This is a genomic window from Tenacibaculum sp. M341 (genome assembly GCF_004337695.1).
Classification (GTDB): domain Bacteria; phylum Bacteroidota; class Bacteroidia; order Flavobacteriales; family Flavobacteriaceae; genus Polaribacter.
This window is the reverse complement of sequence record NZ_SJXJ01000007.1, coordinates 113,105-131,680: the sequence shown is the minus strand read 5'-3', so window position 1 is coordinate 131,680 and position 18,576 is coordinate 113,105. Positions and strand designations below refer to the sequence as shown.

Annotated in this window: 10 protein-coding genes and 1 tRNA gene; 8 read left to right on the top strand and 3 right to left on the bottom strand. The window is 31.9% G+C overall.

All coding sequences use genetic code 11. From position 1 onward, the window contains the following. Positions 1–271: 271 nt before the first annotated feature. The 7 genes from EYW44_RS09570 (at position 272) to EYW44_RS09540 (ending at position 10,750) form a co-directional block, all read left to right on the top strand. On the top strand, positions 272–730 hold the full coding sequence (locus EYW44_RS09570) for a MarR family winged helix-turn-helix transcriptional regulator (protein ID WP_132723446.1): 459 nt from the start codon (positions 272–274) through the stop codon (positions 728–730). 22 nt (positions 731–752) lie between these two features. Then, the gene (locus tag EYW44_RS09565) at positions 753–3,161 is read left to right on the top strand and encodes a 3-hydroxyacyl-CoA dehydrogenase/enoyl-CoA hydratase family protein (protein ID WP_132723445.1); all 2,409 of its coding nucleotides are present in this window, start codon (positions 753–755) and stop codon (positions 3,159–3,161) included. A gap of 77 nt (positions 3,162–3,238) precedes the next feature. Continuing rightward, positions 3,239–4,429, top strand: a complete 1,191-nt coding sequence (locus tag EYW44_RS09560; RefSeq protein ID WP_132723444.1) for an acetyl-CoA C-acyltransferase — start codon at positions 3,239–3,241, stop codon at positions 4,427–4,429. 121 nt (positions 4,430–4,550) lie between these two features. Then, positions 4,551–6,359 carry an acyl-CoA dehydrogenase family protein gene (locus tag EYW44_RS09555; protein ID WP_132723443.1) on the top strand — a complete coding sequence of 603 codons (1,809 nt, stop codon included), beginning with the start codon at positions 4,551–4,553 and terminating at the stop codon, positions 6,357–6,359. Positions 6,360–6,506: 147 nt separating this feature from the next. Further along, positions 6,507–7,658, top strand: a complete 1,152-nt coding sequence (locus EYW44_RS09550) for a helix-turn-helix domain-containing protein (protein WP_132723442.1) — start codon at positions 6,507–6,509, stop codon at positions 7,656–7,658. A 61-nt stretch (positions 7,659–7,719) separates the two neighbouring features. Continuing rightward, on the top strand, positions 7,720–8,529 hold the full coding sequence (locus EYW44_RS09545) for a CPBP family intramembrane glutamic endopeptidase (protein WP_132723441.1): 810 nt from the start codon (positions 7,720–7,722) through the stop codon (positions 8,527–8,529). A gap of 148 nt (positions 8,530–8,677) precedes the next feature. Then, positions 8,678–10,750 carry a DUF2306 domain-containing protein gene (locus tag EYW44_RS09540; protein ID WP_132723440.1) on the top strand — a complete coding sequence of 691 codons (2,073 nt, stop codon included), beginning with the start codon at positions 8,678–8,680 and terminating at the stop codon, positions 10,748–10,750. Between the two features lie 66 nt (positions 10,751–10,816). Here EYW44_RS09540 and trxB read toward each other — a convergent pair whose 3' ends face one another. Then, the gene (trxB, locus tag EYW44_RS09535) at positions 10,817–11,764 is read right to left on the bottom strand and encodes a thioredoxin-disulfide reductase (protein WP_132723439.1); all 948 of its coding nucleotides are present in this window, start codon (positions 11,762–11,764) and stop codon (positions 10,817–10,819) included. A 360-nt stretch (positions 11,765–12,124) separates the two neighbouring features. Between trxB and EYW44_RS09530 the strand changes: the two genes are divergently transcribed. Then, positions 12,125–12,202: transfer RNA gene (locus tag EYW44_RS09530), tRNA-Pro, on the top strand. A 71-nt stretch (positions 12,203–12,273) separates the two neighbouring features. Here EYW44_RS09530 and EYW44_RS09525 read toward each other — a convergent pair. Together EYW44_RS09525 and EYW44_RS09520 are read right to left on the bottom strand one after the other, a co-directional pair. Continuing rightward, positions 12,274–14,175 (bottom strand): tetratricopeptide repeat protein, encoded by a 1,902-nt coding sequence (locus EYW44_RS09525; RefSeq protein ID WP_165872192.1) that lies wholly within the window; start codon positions 14,173–14,175, stop codon positions 12,274–12,276. Between the two features lie 100 nt (positions 14,176–14,275). After that, on the bottom strand, positions 14,276–18,576 hold a 4,301-nt coding region (locus EYW44_RS09520; protein WP_165872191.1), incomplete at its 5' end, for a gliding motility-associated C-terminal domain-containing protein.

Here is an 18,576-nt window from a genome sequence, read left to right as displayed (position 1 = left end):
TGTTACAGAATTCTTAATTTTTCAAAAAACAATCTACTCTTAATCTATAAAAAAATGAGTTACTCTTGCGCTAAAACTGGGCTAACACACTCAACCTGCGTTTTCAGCCTTTTCTTTAAAAAACTGATAATCTCTTAAAAATATTACAGTTATACTTCCATAATCGCAATTTCAAACATTAATTAATCGTTAAAATTTATTATGCATGCATAATTTTTTTCTTATTTACTATGCATGCATAATAAATTTCCTTATCTTTGAATTCTGAAATATGGATAAAAGTAAATCAATAGACCACCAACTTAGAGCCACTTGGCAAGCTGTAGCTAAAATGTATAATGAACAAGCTTCAAAACATGATAGTACTATGGCAATGGCTTTTGTATTGTTAAATATCGATTTAGATGACGGAACCCCTTCTACTGCTTTAGGACCTTTAATGGGAATGGAGCCTACTAGTCTTTCTAGAATTTTAAAATCAATGGAAGACAAAGAACTTATCTTGAGAGAAAAAAATCCAGAAGATGGTAGAAGTGTAATTATCAAACTAACCAAGTTTGGTAAAGAAAAAAGAGAAATTTCTAAAGGTCATGTATATCAATTTAACAATAAAATACGTGAAAAGTTATCTGAAGATGAAATTCAAACTTTTTTTAAAGTAACAGAAATAATAAACAAACTTATAGCCGATAGACAGATATACGATGATTTATCTTCTCAGGCTGTATAAATAATCAAACCTATTCAATATAATGAGCAAAAGAAGAATTAAAAAAGTAGCGATTATCGGATCTGGGATTATGGGATCTGGAATTGCTTGTCACTTTGCGAATATTGGCGTTGATGTGTTACTTTTGGACATCGTTCCAAGAGAACTTAACGACAAAGAGAAAGCAAAAGGTTTAACTTTAGAAGACAAAGTTGTTCGTAATCGTTTAGTAAACGATGCATTAACGGCTTCTTTAAAATCTAAACCGTCCCCTATCTACAACAAAAAGTTTGCTGATAGAATTACAACTGGTAATATAGATGATGATTTACATTTAATTAAAGATGTAGATTGGGTAATGGAAGTTGTTGTTGAACGTTTAGATATTAAGCAAAGCGTTTTTGAAAAGGTTGAGAAATATCGTACTCCTGGTACTATTATTTCATCGAATACTTCTGGTATTCCTATTAAATTTATGAACGAAGGTCGTAGTGAAGACTTTAGAAAGCATTTTGCTGTAACTCACTTCTTCAACCCACCTCGTTACTTAAAGTTATTTGAAGTTGTTCCTGGACCAGACTGTAAACAAGAAGTTACTGACTTCTTAATGGAGTATGGTGATAAATTCTTAGGAAAAACTTCTGTATTAGCTAAAGATACTCCTGCTTTTATTGGTAACCGTATTGGTATTTTCGGAATCCAATCATTATTCCACCAAGTAAAAGAATTAGGATTAACTGTTGAAGAGGTTGATAAATTAACTGGACCTGTAATTGGTCGTCCTAAATCAGCTACTTTCCGTACGGTTGATGTAGTAGGTTTAGATACATTAGTACATGTTGCTAACGGAATTTATGATAATTGTCCTAATGACGAGGCTCATGAATTATTCAAGCTTCCTGATTTCATCAATACTATGATGGAAAACAAATGGTTAGGAAGTAAAACTAAACAAGGTTTTTACAAAAAATCGGTAAACGCTGAAGGAAAAAAAGAAATCTTAACACTTGATTTAGATACGATGGAATATCGTTCTAAAAAGCGTGCGAAGTTTGCTACTTTAGAGTTAACGAAAACGATTGACAAGCCAATTGACCGTTTTAAGGTTTTAGTTGGTGGTAAAGATAAAGCAGGTGAATTCTACCGTAAGAACTTTGCAGCTATGTTTGCTTATGTTCAAAATAGAATTCCTGAAATTTCTGACGAATTATACAGAATTGACGATGCCATGAAAGCTGGTTTCGGATGGGAAAATGGTCCTTTCGAAATTTGGGATGCTGTTGGAGTTGAAAAAGGTATCGAATTAATGAAAGCTGAAGGTAAAGAGCCTGCTGCTTGGGTTACTGAAATGGTAGCTAAAGGAGAAACTGCTTTCTACACTGTAAAAGACGGTGCTACTTATTATTATGATGTGAACGAGAAGGCTCAAGTTAAGAAGCCTGGACAAGATGCATTCATCATTTTAGATAACATTAGAAAATCAAACGAAGTATTCAAAAACTCTGGTGTAGTAATTGAAGATTTAGGTAACGGTATCTTAAACTGTGAATTCCAATCTAAAATGAACACTATTGGCGGAGATGTTTTAGCTGGTTTAAACAAAGCTGTTGATTTAGCTGAAAAAGACTTCGACGGATTAGTAGTTGGTAACCAAGGAGCAAACTTCTCTGTAGGTGCTAACATTGGAATGATTTTTATGATGGCTGTTGAGCAAGAGTATGATGAGCTTAACATGGCTATTAAATATTTCCAAGATACAATGATGCGCATGCGTTATTCTTCTATTCCTGTAATCTCTGCTCCTCATGGTATGGCTTTAGGTGGTGGTTGTGAATTATCATTACACGCTGATAAAGTTGTTGCTGCTGCAGAAACTTACATGGGATTAGTTGAATTTGGTGTTGGTGTGATTCCTGGTGGTGGTGGTTCTAAAGAAATGGCTTTAAGAGCTTCTGATACTTTCCGTAAAGGTGATGTTCAGTTAAACGTTCTTCAAGAGTATTTCTTAACTATCGGTATGGCTAAGGTATCTACTTCTGCTTATGAAGCTTATGACTTAGGTTTATTACAAAAAGGAAAAGATGTTGTTGTTGTAAACAGAGATCGTCAGATAGCAGAAGCTAAAAAACACGCTATTTTATTAGCAGAAGCAGGTTATACACAACCAGTAAAACGTGATGATGTTTTAGTACTAGGTAAGCAAGCTTTAGGTGCTTTTATGGTAGCTACAGACTCTATGCAAGCTAGTAACTTTATTTCTGAGCACGATCAGAAAATTGCCAATAAGTTAGCTTATGTAATGGCAGGTGGAGATTTATCAGAACCTACTAAAGTTTCTGAACAATATTTATTAGACATAGAGCGTGAAGCGTTCTTAAGTTTATGTACAGAGCGTAAAACGTTAGAGCGTATTCAACATATGCTTAAAACTGGTAAACCATTACGTAATTAGAAACAAGAAGCAAGAAACAAGAACAGAGACTAAAGTCTTAACTCTTTATTCTTGACTCTAAAAATCTCAAAAAACAAATGAAGACAGCATATATAGTAAAAGGATATAGAACAGCCGTAGGTAAATCTAAAAGAGGTGTTTTTAGATTTAAAAGAGCTGACGAGTTAGCTGCTGAAACCATCGAGTATATGATGAAGCAGTTACCTGAATTTGATAAAAAACGTATTGACGACGTTATTGTAGGTAATGCAATGCCAGAAGGATCACAAGGTTTAAACATGGCACGTTTAATTTCTTTAATGGGATTAAAAGTAGAAGATGTACCTGGTGTAACTGTGAACCGTTTTTGTTCTTCTGGATTAGAAACTATTGGTATGGCTGTAGCTAAAATACAATCTGGAATGGCTGATTGTATTATCGCTGGAGGAGCAGAAAGTATGACTTCTGTACCAATGACTGGTTTTAAACCAGAATTAAATTATGATACAGTAGCTGCTGGTCATGCAGACTATTACTGGGGAATGGGTAATACAGCTGAAGAAGTTGCTAAAAAATATAACATTTCTCGTGAAGATCAAGATGAGTTTGCTTTAAACTCTCACTTAAAGGCTTTAAAAGCTTTAGAAGAAAATCGTTTCCAAGATCAAATTGTACCAATTGAAGTTGAAGAAACTTATTTAGACGCTAAAGGTAAAAAAGCAACTCGTAAATACACTGTAACTAAAGATGAAGGACCTCGTAAGGGATCTAACATTGCTGGTTTACAACGTTTACGTCCAGTATTTGCTCAAGGTGGTAGTGTTACTGCTGGTAACTCTTCACAAACTAGTGATGGTGCTGCATTTGTAATGGTAATGAGCGAAGAAATGGTTAAAGAATTAAACATAGAGCCTGTTGCTCGTATGGTTAGTTACGCTGCTGCTGGTGTTCCTCCTCGTATTATGGGGATTGGACCTGTTGCTGCTATTCCAAAGGCATTAAAACAAGCTGGTTTAAAACAAGATGATATTAGCTTAATCGAATTAAATGAAGCTTTTGCTTCACAGTCATTAGCTGTAATTCGTGAGCTAGGATTAAACGCTGACATTATCAATGTAAATGGTGGAGCTATTGCATTAGGTCACCCATTAGGTTGTACAGGAGCTAAATTATCTGTTCAATTATTTGACGAAATGCGTAAGCGTAATATGCAAGGGAAATATGGTATGGTAACCATGTGTGTAGGTACTGGTCAGGGTGCTGCTGGTATTTTTGAATTTTTAAACTAGAAATTAGAATTAAGTACTGAGTATTGAGAAACTCTTTACTCATAATTGAAAACAACAATATGTAATTAAAGTAGCTAGTATTTGAATACTCACTACTTAATACTAACAAAATTTAATACTTATGTCAGAATTAAATAAAGATATTTTAAGAGGAGGTCAATTCCTTGTAAAAGAAACAAAATGTGAAGACATTTTTACTCCTGAAGATTTTACTGAGGAGCAAACAATGATGAGAGATGCGGTTATGGAGTTTAATGACCGTGAAATTATTCCTAACAAAACTCGTTTTGAAGCTAAAGATTATGCTTTAACTGAGGAAACTATGCGTAAAGCTGGTGAGTTAGGATTTTTAGGTGTAGCTGTACCTGAAGCTTACGGTGGTTTAGGTATGGGGTTTGTTTCTACAATGTTAACTTGTGACTATATTTCTAGTGGTACAGGTTCATTTAGTACTGCTTTTGGTGCGCATACAGGTATTGGTACTATGCCAATTACTTTATATGGTACTGAAGAACAAAAGCAAAAATATGTTCCTGCTTTAGCTATGGGTGAGCGTTTTGGTGCTTACTGTTTAACTGAGCCAGGTGCTGGATCTGATGCAAACTCTGGTAAAACTACTGCTGAGTTAACTGAAGATGGAAAGCATTATAAAATTAACGGACAAAAAATGTGGATTTCTAATGCAGGTTTTGCTGAGATTTTCATCGTTTTTGCTCGTATTGAAGATGATAAAAACATTACTGGATTTATCTTAGAGTATGATAAAGACAATCCAAATGGTGTTACTTTAGGAGAAGAAGAACATAAATTAGGTATTAGAGCTTCTTCTACTCGTCAGGTTTTCTTTAACGATACTTTAGTTCCAGCGGAAAATATGTTGTCTGAGCGTGGTGGTGGATTCAAAATTGCAATGAATGCATTAAACGTTGGACGTATTAAATTAGCTGCTGCTTGTTTAGATTCTCAAAGAAGAGTTGTTACTGATGCTGTAAAATATGCTAACGAGCGTAAACAGTTTAAAACTCCTATTAGTGAGTTTGGTGCAATCAAATCTAAATTAGCTGAAATGGCTACTAGCGCTTATGTTGGTGAGTCTGCATCTTATAGAGCTGCTAAGAATATTGAAGACAGAATTGCAATTCGTGAAGCTGAAGGTAACACGCATCAAGATGCTGAATTAAAAGGTGTTGAGGAGTATGCTATCGAATGTTCTATCTTAAAAGTAGCTGTTTCTGAAGATATTCAAAACTGTGCTGACGAAGGTATCCAGATATTTGGTGGTATGGGATTCTCTGAAGAAACTCCGATGGAGGCTGCTTGGAGAGATGCTCGTATTGCTCGTATTTATGAAGGAACTAACGAAATTAACAGATTACTTTCTGTTGGTATGTTAGTTAAGAAAGCAATGAAAGGTCATGTTGATTTATTAGGACCAGCTACTGCTGTTGGTAATGAATTAATGGGAATTCCTTCATTTGATGCTCCTGATTTTTCTGAGTTATTCTCTGAAGAAAAAGACATCATCGGAAGATTAAAGAAAGTTTTCTTAATGGTTGCTGGAGCTGCTCTTCAAAAATTTGGTCCAGATTTAGAAAAGCACCAACAATTACTTACTGCTGCTTCTAACATCTTAATCGAGATTTACATGGCAGAGTCAGGAATTTTAAGAACTGAAAAGAATGTAAAGCGTTTTGGTGAAGATGCTCAAAAAGAGCAAATCGCTATGGCTAAATTATATTTATATAATGCTGTTGAAATTATTACTAAGAGCGCAAGAGAAGGAATCGTTTCTTTCGCTGAGGGTGATGAGCAACGCATGATGTTAATGGGATTAAAGCGTTTTACTAAATACGCAAACTATCCTAACGTAGTTGAGTTACGTAACACAATCGCTGAAAAATTAAAAGCAGAGAATAAATACTGCTTCTAAAAATATACATCGAGTTATGTAAATAACTAGATGTTTAAAATTTCTTCAACTTTTATAGGTTTTAGAATTTAGTTGTTTGTTTAAGATCACTAATTTTTATTAGTGGTCTTTTTTTATTCTTAGTACTTTCGCATAAAATTTAATCTCTTGAAAGAAGTCGCTATTTTTTTTGTGTATGCTGGAGTAAGCACCATTCTTTTTTTAATTGTTTTATTATTAAATAGACTAAGAGAAAAAGTAGCCAACAGAATATTGGTTATTATTTTATCCTCTTTATTTTTTCTGTTCCTATCTTTTGGTATTCAATTTATCAATAAAGGTTATATAAATCACTTATTTCTTTCTTTAGGAACTATCACTCCTTATTTATTAGGTCCAAGCATCTATTTTTATGTAAATGCTATTTACAAAAACTCCTTTAGCACGAATAGCTTTTTAAAACACTGCATTCCTTTTATTATAATTCTGTTGCTTTTTAGTATTCCTTCCGTTCTATTCCTAAAACATGTCACTGAAGCTGGTATTAATACACTACTCGTAGGAAGTGTTATTATTTCTTTAGGGATGCCATATTTACTGTTTTACTTAATACAAAGCTATAGAGCTGTTAAAAAATATAAAGAAGAAATAAAACATAATTATTCTTCTTTTAGAAACATAGATTTAAAATGGCTTTTACTTTGGATTAAAGGCTTTATCTTATTTTTTATTATTGATTTACTTTCTGGAATATTTATTTATTCTTCTCATGAAATTAATTACGGAATGTTTTTCAATATTATGTACTTAGCCTTTTTAATTTTTTATATCGGATATTTTGGATTAAATCAGCCTCATATTTTTCTTTTATCAACCTCTACTCCACTTGAACAAACAAAAGTTAATCAGCATAAAGAAATAAAAACAAATCTAAATTCAGCTTTAGACTGTGATTCATCTGAAATAATAAAAATTAAAGCTGCTTTAAATACATTATTTGAAGAAGAACATATCTTCAAAAATCAGCAGATTTCTTTAAAAGAGTTAGCTGAATTATTAAATGTTACAGACAAGAAACTATCTGCTATTTTAAACACTTGCTTACACACCAATTTTTATGAATACGTAAATAAAAAACGTATCGCTCATTTTAAAAAATTAATTGAAGAAGGAAACTCTGAAAATCTAACATTATTGGCATTAGCTTTTGACGCTGGTTTTAATTCAAAAGCAACTTTCAACAGAGTTTTTAAATTATATGAAGGTGTTACTCCATTACAATATAAAAAATCACTCATAAAAAGGTCTCAAAGCATCTAATGAGTCGATTTGACTAGTGTTTATCAGTTGTTTTGCTTAAAATTTAAAAAGTAAAACTATTATGAACACAGCGAATCAAACACTCGTAAATCGAGATTCAAACTTTAAAAAAGCTAAAAACTACATATTAATAACGCTCGGAATTTCATGGTTATTTGGATTTATTGCCTTAGAATTTGTTGACAATAAATCGCTCCCATTTATGCTTACCTATGCTTTTTTACCATCTATAACCGCAATCATCATAAATAAAAAAGAAGGTGGAAACTGGAAGTCTTTGATGTTTATTAAACCTAACTTTAAAAGTTTACTACTAGCTACTTTAATTCCTATTTTATATGTTGGTATAGGTTTTTATCTTCAAAAATTATTAAATATAAGAACAGCCCCTGAATGGAATGCTTTAGGCAGTACTGGTAAAATGATACTAATAACAGTCGCCAATTTTGTTTCGCTTTTAATACTTGTATTAGGGGAAGAAATTGGTTGGAGAGGCTATTTACAAGAAAAGCTCATAAATGCTTTTGGTGAAGTTAAAGGGATAATTATATTAGGAATTGTATGGGGTTTATGGCATTTACCTGTGGCTTTAAAGGGCTATAATTTTGAAAACTACACGTATTTTGAAGCTTTTGTAACCTACCCAATTGTATGTATTGCTTCTTCTTTTATTATAGCTTATTTAGGACATAAAAGATATGCCATATTTGTAGGTGTTTTCTTACACGCTGCAAATAATTCTTTTAACTCAATAATGTTAGCAATTACAGAAGTTAAAAATGAATTAGGTTTTATACTACTCAGTACTGCCATTGCTTTTGATTTGGTATTAATCTTTGGGTATTTATATTGGAGAAAAACAAAGAAGTAATAAATTTCATCTTTATAAAGAATATTAATTAAAGATTGAACACAGTGATAAATATCTACTAACACTGTGTTCAATCTACTTAAATAAAATAAATCAAAAGTGTAACATTTAAAATATTAAATTGTCTTTAAAAAAACTTCTGAGTAAAATGAAACAACTAACTCTAATATTTTTTATTAGTTTGTGTTTATTCTTTGGGATTATAATACCTGTAAAATATTTTCTTTTAGATAGTGCTATTGATGAAACTATAGTTTTACAAGACAGCTTTACTTACAATTTTTCTTTTTACGTTTACTACACTTTTGCTACTATTTCTTTATTAACTGCAGGGATTCAGTTTATAAATTATTTTATAGAAAAGTATATCCAATTATACAAAGTTCTAGAATATGTTTATGTTGCCTCAGTTTTTATAGCAACTCCTTTTGGTATTTACATAAGTTATTATACAAATAATGACCTGCTAAGTATAACTGGTTTTACATTTGGAAGTCTTATGTGGTTTATTGCAACTTACCTAGCTTTTAATGCTAAAAAAGTAAATATTGAAGCGCATAAAAAATACATGACTTATAGTTATGCTGGAACTTTTGCTGCAATAACGTTAAAGTTTTGGTTACATATTTTTGTTTCTTTTTCTAGAAATATTGATGTTTCTAATACAGTTTCCATTTGGTTAAGTTGGTCAATAAATTTTTTTATAGCCTATCTTATCGTACATCAAAAAGACAAATTAACTAATTGGTACGAAAAATATAATATTGAAAAAGCACTAAGAGGTATAGTTGCTTTATCTGTATTATTATTTATTGTTTCTTTTACTAGTTTACATACTTGGTTTTATAAAAAACCGAGTTTTAATGGAACTCCATTAGAAAAAAACACTTCTTTAAAAAACAACTATATCACTAGCGAAAAACTAAATGAAATTGAAGACTACTTAAAAAAGGAGGCTGAAACAACCAGTATGATGGTACTTGAAAATGGAAAAATAATTTATGAATATGGAGATGTTTCTGAAATTAGCAATATTAATGCTGTAGGAAATAGCATTGTAAGTTTGTTATATGGAAAATATGTTGAAAACGATAAAATTCAATTGAATGAAACTATTGGTGAGTTGGGAATAGATGAAGATAACAAACTACTTCCTATTGAAAAACAAGCTACTGTAAATAATGTGATTACCTCAAAATCTGGAGTTTTATATCAACTGACACCAAATATTCATACAGTTTCAAAAACTAAAAAGAGAGGAACTGTAAAACCAGGCAGCTATTTTTTATATAATGACTGGGATTTTAATGCAGCCAGTAAAATACTATTGAAAAAATCTGGAAAAAATGTACACAAAGCATTTGAAGAACAACTCGCCATTCCTTTAGGTTTTGAAGACTGGAATATTGCCAATCAAACTAAAAAATTTGAACATCTAAACTCGCAATTACCTTCATATAAAATCCATTTGTCAACCAGAGATATGGCTAAAATAGGACAATTAATGCTTCAAAATGGAGCTTGGAATGGTAAACAGATTATATCTGAAGATTGGATAAAGAAAATAACAAGTAAAGTGACATCAAAAGATACTGTTTTGACTAGAAACTTATGGGATATTTCTTCTCCTGCTACATTTTCTTATGGATATTTATGGTGGACTTTTGATCGTTTTTATGACAATCTTGATTTTGAAGATGCTTATACTTCTTGGGATGAATCTGGTCAATTTATTACAGTTATTCCTAAAAGAAATGTGGTTGTAGTTCATAAAACGAAATTAGATATACTTACCTATCATAAACTTTCTGACAGATCAAAAATGCCTTCTTGGCGCTATTGGTGGATCTTGAGAAAACTAATGTTAAATAGAAAATCTATTGCCGAATTAGCTAAAGAAAAATCAGTAAATGAGGTTATAGCATTTATTAAAGCTGAGTATGATAAAGAATCTCAATATGCAATTTCTGAACGCTTAATCAATGAATATGGAGATGCACTTGCAAAAGAAGGCAAACACGAAGATGCTATTAAGTTTTATGAACTTAATTTAAAACTTTATCCTTTGCGAGGTTACTATACGCATAGAATTTACAATTATTATGGTACTAGTTTATATGAGTTAGGCAGACTTGATGATGCTTTAAAGGCTTTTGAAAATTCTTTAGCTCTTAATAAAGATAATCCTTTGGCTATAAATATGATTTCTAAACTGAAGTAATGCAATACAAAAAACGACCATCTAAATAATTTATAGATGGTCGTAAAATATTTATTGATTATTTTTCTAGTGTAACGCTCCTAAATAACGTTCAGCATCTAAAGCAGCCATACAACCAGTTCCAGCTGCAGTTACAGCTTGACGATATTCTTTATCTTGAACATCACCTGCAGCAAAAACTCCTGGTACATTTGTTTTTGTAGACTTTCCTTTAGTTATTAAATAACCAGTTTCGTCCATATCTAACACTCCTTTAAATAATGTAGTATTTGGAGTATGTCCAATAGCTACAAACATTCCTGTAACTGTAATTTCTTTTTTATCTTGTGTTTGATTGTTTACTACTCTTACACCTTCTACAACATTATCTCCTAATACTTCATCAACTTCTGTATTGAATAAAACCTCAATGTTTTCAGTTTTTTCAACTCTATGTTGCATTGCTTTAGAAGCTCTCATGTAGTCTTTACGAACTAACATAGTAACTTTATTACAAATGTTTGCTAAGTAAGTAGCTTCTTCAGCTGCAGTATCTCCTGCTCCAACTACCACAACATCTTGTCCTTTATAAAAGAAACCATCACAAGTAGCACAAGCAGATACACCTCCACCAATTAATTTTTGCTCACTTTCTAAACCTAAATATTTAGCAGTCGCTCCGGTTGAAATAATAACAGTTTCAGCTTCAAACTCTTTATCTTCATCAACAGTTACTTTATGAATACCTCCTACTTCTGTAGAAAAATCAACATTAGTAACTACACCAAAACGAACATCAGTTCCAAAACGCTCTGCTTGATTTTTTAAATCTTCCATCATAGTTGTACCGTCTGTACCTTTAGGGTAACCAGGAAAGTTATCAACCTCAGTTGTGGTTGTTAATTGACCTCCCATTTGCATCCCTGTATACATTACAGGCTTCATATCAGCTCTTGCAGCATATATAGCAGCTGTGTAACCAGCAGGTCCTGAACCTATGATTAAACACTTAATTCTTTCTATTGTATTTGACATTGGGTATTTTTTTTATCGAATTACAAATGTATATTTTTTTTATTTGAGTTGAAAAAATACAGATATATTTTGATGATTAGACGATAGTTTCAATTTATCTTACATCTAATGTTAAAGATAAGGTATTAAATATTGAACGTAATTTTAGAAATTAGCATCTAGTATTAAGTATGGAGTATTAAGAAAGTCCTTCTAACCTTCGACTTCAGACTTATAGTAAAACTTTTACTATTTAATATTCTCCTTTTAATATCATCAAATCTCTTCTTTCATTTAAAAGTTGAATATTTTTAATAAAAAAATAAATATCTATTATTTATTAAATAAATTTATATATATTTGCACCTCGAAATTCGAAAACGGGGTGTAGCGTAGCCCGGTCATCGCGCCTGCTTTGGGAGCAGGAGGTCGCAGGTTCGAATCCTGCCACCCCGACCAAATTCACAAAAGATTGAGTTGTTTTACTTCTCAATCTTTTTTCTTTTTGTATACATTCCTAAATAAATTACTCACAAACTATTTACTACATCTTGAAGCGAAGTTTCTGATGTTATTTCCATTTTTTTTCGAAGACGATATGTTGCCTTTTTAACTCCTTCATAAGTAACATTTAGCACCCCTCCTATTTCTTTATAGGATAAATTCATTTTTATTAAAGCCATAAGCCTTAATTCACCTGGTGTTATTTTAGGATATTTTTCTTTAATTACTACATAAAAATTAGGATGTACTTTCTCAAAATAATTTTTGAAATGACTCCATTGTTCCTTATCGTGCATTAATTCATTTTTAATAATCTGCAAAAGCACATTATACTTATACTCAACATTACCACCATCTGTTTTTATTTCATTCTCAATATGCTTTTTTAATTTTTCTAATACCATATTCTTTTTAGTTATCTGTAAAGTATGGGTAACTAATTCTCTTTTTTTAAAAGCAATTTCTGCACTCAACTTCTGCTTTTCCAATAAAGAATTCTCAATCTCTAATTTAGATTTTAATATTTTCTGTCTATGAATATAAAAACCTAACAGTAAGAAAACCAAAAACAACACTATTGTAATAATTAAAAAATTCATTCTTAACTCTCTAATCTTACGCTCTTTTTTAAAGAAACTGATTTCATTCTCTTGTTGATCAATTTGCTTTTCCTTTTTCTCTAATTCATATATTACTTGTAGCTCTTTTACTTTTTTAAGTTCTGACATTTTATATATAGAATCGTTCAACACATTAACTTTCTCAGCATATTCTAGCGCTTTATTAAATCTACTTTGCTTTTTTAAAATATTTACAAATTGTATATAAGAAACTCTCTGTTTTTCTAAACTACCTATTTCTTCAGATAACTTAACTGCATTGCAAACATATTTATATGCTAATGATAACTTATTTACCTCTAAATAAGATTTAGCTATTAAATTATTTGCAGTAATTCTATCAAAATAATCGCCCTTTAATGTTAAATTTTCTAATGCCTTTTTTAAATATTCAATTGATTTCTTATAATCTTCCAAATAATAATAAACCTCTCCCATTCTTACTTGAGTGATAGCGATGTTACTTTTATTTTTAAAAAGAATTCTAGCATCTAAAGCCTTTTTAAAAAACAACAATGCTTTTTCATATTGTTTTAACCCTAAATAGCACTTACCTATTCCTAAATAAATAGTAGTTATCTGTTTGACATTATTTGTTTTTTTAATTCCTTTTAATGCCTTATTACTATACTCTAACGCTTTTTTATAGGCTTTTTGCTTTATATATATTCTTGCTATATGATGATAAATTCTACCAATACCTACTGTATTTTGTTGTTTCTCATATATTTCATTTGCCTCTAAATAAAACGACATCGATTTTTGATAGTACCCCATAGAATTATAAGAAGCTCCAATATTTTCTATAGATTTAGCTAATGATATTGAATCTTTTTTTAATTCGAAAATTGATTTGGCTTTTTGAAAATTAGATATTGCTTCGAGATAATTTACCTGATACTTTTGAATAACACCTATTTGATACAATGCTGACGCTTGTCCCCACAAATGATTTTCATTTTTATTAATTGTTAAAGCTTTATCAAAATTCACTAATGCAGAATCATACTTTTTCTGATAGTAATGTAAAATACCAAGACAATTATAAGCTCCTGCCATACCTCGCTTATTATTACTTTTTCCAGCAATGGTTAATGCTTTATTAATGTAGCTTTTACTTAATTTATAATTAAAACTAGCATATTGAATTCCTATTTCATTATAAGCTACAATTAATGTAGAATCTGATGTTTTTTGATTATTGATGACACTTTTTAAACTGTCTATTTTCCTTTTATTTTGAGATGATAATACTAGAATATTGAATAAAAAATAACATATAGCAATAGTTAGATTAGTTTTTTTCACTTTCATGGTTCATTTAAATCGCCACAAAAATAGAATTACACTTTCTATTTTCTACTAAAAAAATGTTAGAATAATCAATTCACTTTTAGCAAAGTATATATTAATCACTAATATATAAATATCCAGTTTTAGTTAACATCTCAAAATTTCCATTATTTGGGTACTCATAGTTTATAACATAAAAATAAGTTCCTGTTGGTAATTTTTCCTTTTGAGCAATTGTTAATCTTCCTTCTGAAATTCCTTTAAAAACATTCTCATCATTATCATAATTTTCTGTTTCAAAAACCAACACCCCCCATCTATTAAAAATTTTAACAGTATTATTTACATAACATTCAATTCCTTCTAATAAAAAGAAATCATTAGCTCCATCATTATTAAAAGATACTCCGTTATAAACATTTATAGGACAAAACACATTTATTTGTTGTGTAAATAAACTTTCATTTCCACACAAATCTGTAGCAGTCCAAACACGTTCTATAATATATTGACTTGCACATTCTCCTCTGATTTCATTTTCGTTAAATGTGATAGTTACATTACCTCCACAATTGTCGGTAGCTACAAGAGTTACAACTTCAGGAATAGTATTGCAAGAAGCTGATACATTTTGAGAAATAGTATCACTAAATACTGGTGGAATTGTGTCTTCTATAGTGATTTCTTGAGTACAAGTTGTGCTATTCCCTTGCTCATCAACACCCGTAAAAGTTCTTCTAAAAACTCCTGTATTGGCATTACAACCATTAATCAAATTACTATCAACAAAAGTAAAAACAACATCACCACAACTACTATTAACAGTCGGTATACCTGTGTCAGCTATATCTACAGAATCTCCACACTCTAATGTTATTGATGGCGGACAAGTAATCACCAAGTTCACTATCGGACTTGGATTTATTATTAAAGAGGTAGTATTACTACATGTTGAATCCATAACATCTCTAACTGTAACCGTATAAGTATCCGGCAATAAATTGGTGAATACATTAGAACTTTGAAAACTCACACCATCAATACTATATTCAAAATTAGAACCTAATGGTTGACTTACTGTTATTTCTCCTCTATTGACATTACAACTTGTTTCAATTGTTACTGCAGCTGATATAATTGGTATAGCAGGTACTGTATTTATCGTTACAGGAACTGAACTTGTAGCTGTACAACTAATATCTGTAGTACTCCTCACCGTTAAATTATAAGTATTTGGTGAAAGATTGGTAAATACTTCACTTGATTGAAATGTTACTCCATCAATACTATACTCAACATTTGGTTGCGCTACAAAAGTAATCGTTCCACTTGGCACGGAACACGTAGGTTGTAAAACACTAGCCAAAACTGGCACATTTGGTGAAGTAGGTACAGAATTAATCGTTACAGGAACCGAATTTGTTGCTGTACAACTAATATCTATCGTACTTCTAACTGTTAAATCATAAGTATTTGGTGAAAGATTGGTAAACACTTCACTTGATTGGAATATTACTCCATCAACACTATACTCAACATTTGGTTGAATTACAAAAGTAATTGTTCCACTTGGTACCGAACATGTAGGTTGTAAAACACTAGCTAATATCGGTACACTTGGTGAAGTTGGTACTGTATTTATTATTACAGGAACTGAACTTGTTGCGGTACAACTAATATCTGTCGTACTTCTAACTGTTAAATCATAAGTATTTGGTGAAAGATTCGTAAACACTTCACTTGATTGGAATATTACTCCATCAATACTATACTCAACATTTGGTTGCGCTACAAAAGTAATCGTTCCACTTGGTACTGAACACGTAGGTTGTATAACACTTGCTAATACTGGCACATTTGGTGAAGTTGGTACTGAATTAATCGTTACTGAAACCGAATTTGTAGCTGTACAACTAATATCTGTAGTACTCCTCACCGTTAAATTATAAGTATTTGGTGAAAGATTCATAAACACTTCACTAGACTGAAATGTTACTCCATCAATACTATACTCAACATTGGATTGCGCTACAAAAGTAATCGTTCCACTTGGTACTGAACACGTAGGTTGTAGAACACTAGCCAAAACTGGTACACTTGGTGAAGTAGGAACTGAATTTATAGTGACTGGAACCGAACTTGTTGCAGTACAACTAATATCTGTAGTACTCCTCACTGTTAAACTATAAGTATTTGGTGAAAGATTGCTAAACACTTCACTTGATTGGAATGTTACTCCATCAATACTATATTCCACATTTGGTTGACTTACAAAAGTGATGGTTCCTGTAATTACTGAACAAGTCGGTTGTAAAACACTAGCCAAAACTGGTACATTTGGTGAAGTTGGTACTGCATTTATTGTTACTGGAACCGAATTTGTTGCAGTACAACTAATATCTGTAGTACTTCTAACTGTTAAATCATATGTATTTGGTGAAAGATTCATAAACACTTCACTAGACTGAAATGTTACTCCATCAATACTATACTCAACATTTGGTTGCGCTACAAAAGTAATCGTTCCACTTGGTACGGAACACGTAGGTTGCAATACACTTGCCAATACTGGTACATTTGGTGAAGTTGGTACTGAATTTATCGTGACTGAAACCGAACTTGTAGCTGCACAACTAATATCTGTAGTACTTCTAACTGTTAAATCATATGTATCTGGTGAAAGATTCGGAAATACTTCACTCGATTGAAATGTTATTCCATCAATACTATACTCCACATTTGGTTGCGCTACAAAAGTAATCGTTCCACTTGGTACTGAGCACGTAGGTTGTAAAACACTTGCTAATACTGGCACATTTGGTGAAGTTGGTACAGAATTAATCGTTACTAAAACCGAACTTGTAGCTGCACAACTAATATCTGTAGTACTTCTAACTGTTAAACCATACGTATCTGGCGAAAGATTCGGAAATACTTCACTCGATTGAAATGTTACTCCATCAATACTATACTCAACATTTGGTTGCGCTACAAAAGTAATCGTTCCACTTGATACGGAACACGTAGGCTGTAAAACACTTGCTAATACTGGCACATTTGGTGAAGTAGGTACAGAATTAATCGTTACTGGAACCGAACTTATTGCGGTACAACTAATATCTATTGTACTTCTAACTGTTAAATCATAAGTATTTGGTGAAAGATTGGTAAACACTTCACTTGATTGAAATGTTACTCCATCAATACTATACTCAACATTTGGTTGCGCTACAAAAGTAATCGTTCCACTTGGTACAGAACACGTAGGTTGTAAAACACTTGCTAATACTGGCACATTTGGTGAAGTTGGTACAGAATTAATCGTCACTGGAATAGGGTTTGTTGTTATACAATTTCTTTCTATTGAACTTCTTACTGTTAAATTATAGGTATTGGGCGGTAAATTAGAAAAAACCTCACTTGTTCTAAAAGTTATTCCATCAATACTATACTCTACATTAGGCTGAGTTACAAAAGTGATTGTCCCTGTATTAACAGAACACGTAGGTTGTAAAACACTTGCTAATACTGGTATTGGTGGTGAACTTGGAACTGCGTTTATCGTTACTGGGAATAGACTTACTGCGGAACAACCTGCTCCTGTAGTATTTCTTACTGTAAGAGTATATGTATTTGGTGATAAATTTGAAAATACTTCACTCGATTGAAAATTTATTCCATCAACACTATACTCAACATTTGGTTGTGTTACAAATGTAATTGTTCCACTTGGCACTAAACAAGTTGGTTGCGTTAAAATAGCACTTGGAGCTAAAGGAACTGGTAATAATGGATCTATAACAATCGTAGTCGCAACTGAAATACATCCGCTGGCATTGGTCTCTGTTAACTCATAAGTACCAGGTTGTAAACTTGAAAAAACGGTCCCTGTTTGAGCTGCTACAGCTGGTGTAATTCCTGTTAAGGTATATATTGAAGTAGCTACTGGACTTGTAACATTCACACTTCCTGTTAAAACTGTACAGGTTGGATCTACATGTGTAGCACTTGGAGCTACAGGAACTGGTAACAATGGATCGATAACAATCGTAGTTGCTACAGAAACACAGCCACTGGCATTGGTCTCCGTTAACTCATAAGTCCCTGGTTGTAAACTTGTAAAAATCGTACCTGTTTGGGCAACTACCACTGGTGTTATTCCTGTTAAAGTGTATACTGAAGTCGCTACGGGACTCGTTACACTCACACTTCCTGTTAAAACTGTACAGGTTGGATCTACATGTGTAACACTTGGAGCTAAAGGAACTGGTAACAATGGATCTATAACAATAGTAGTTACAGCTGAAACACATCCACTGGCATTGGTTTCCGTTAACTCATAAGTTCCTGGTTGTAAACTTGAAAAACTAGTACCCGTTTGAGCAGCTACCACTGGAGTAATTCCTGTTAAAGTAT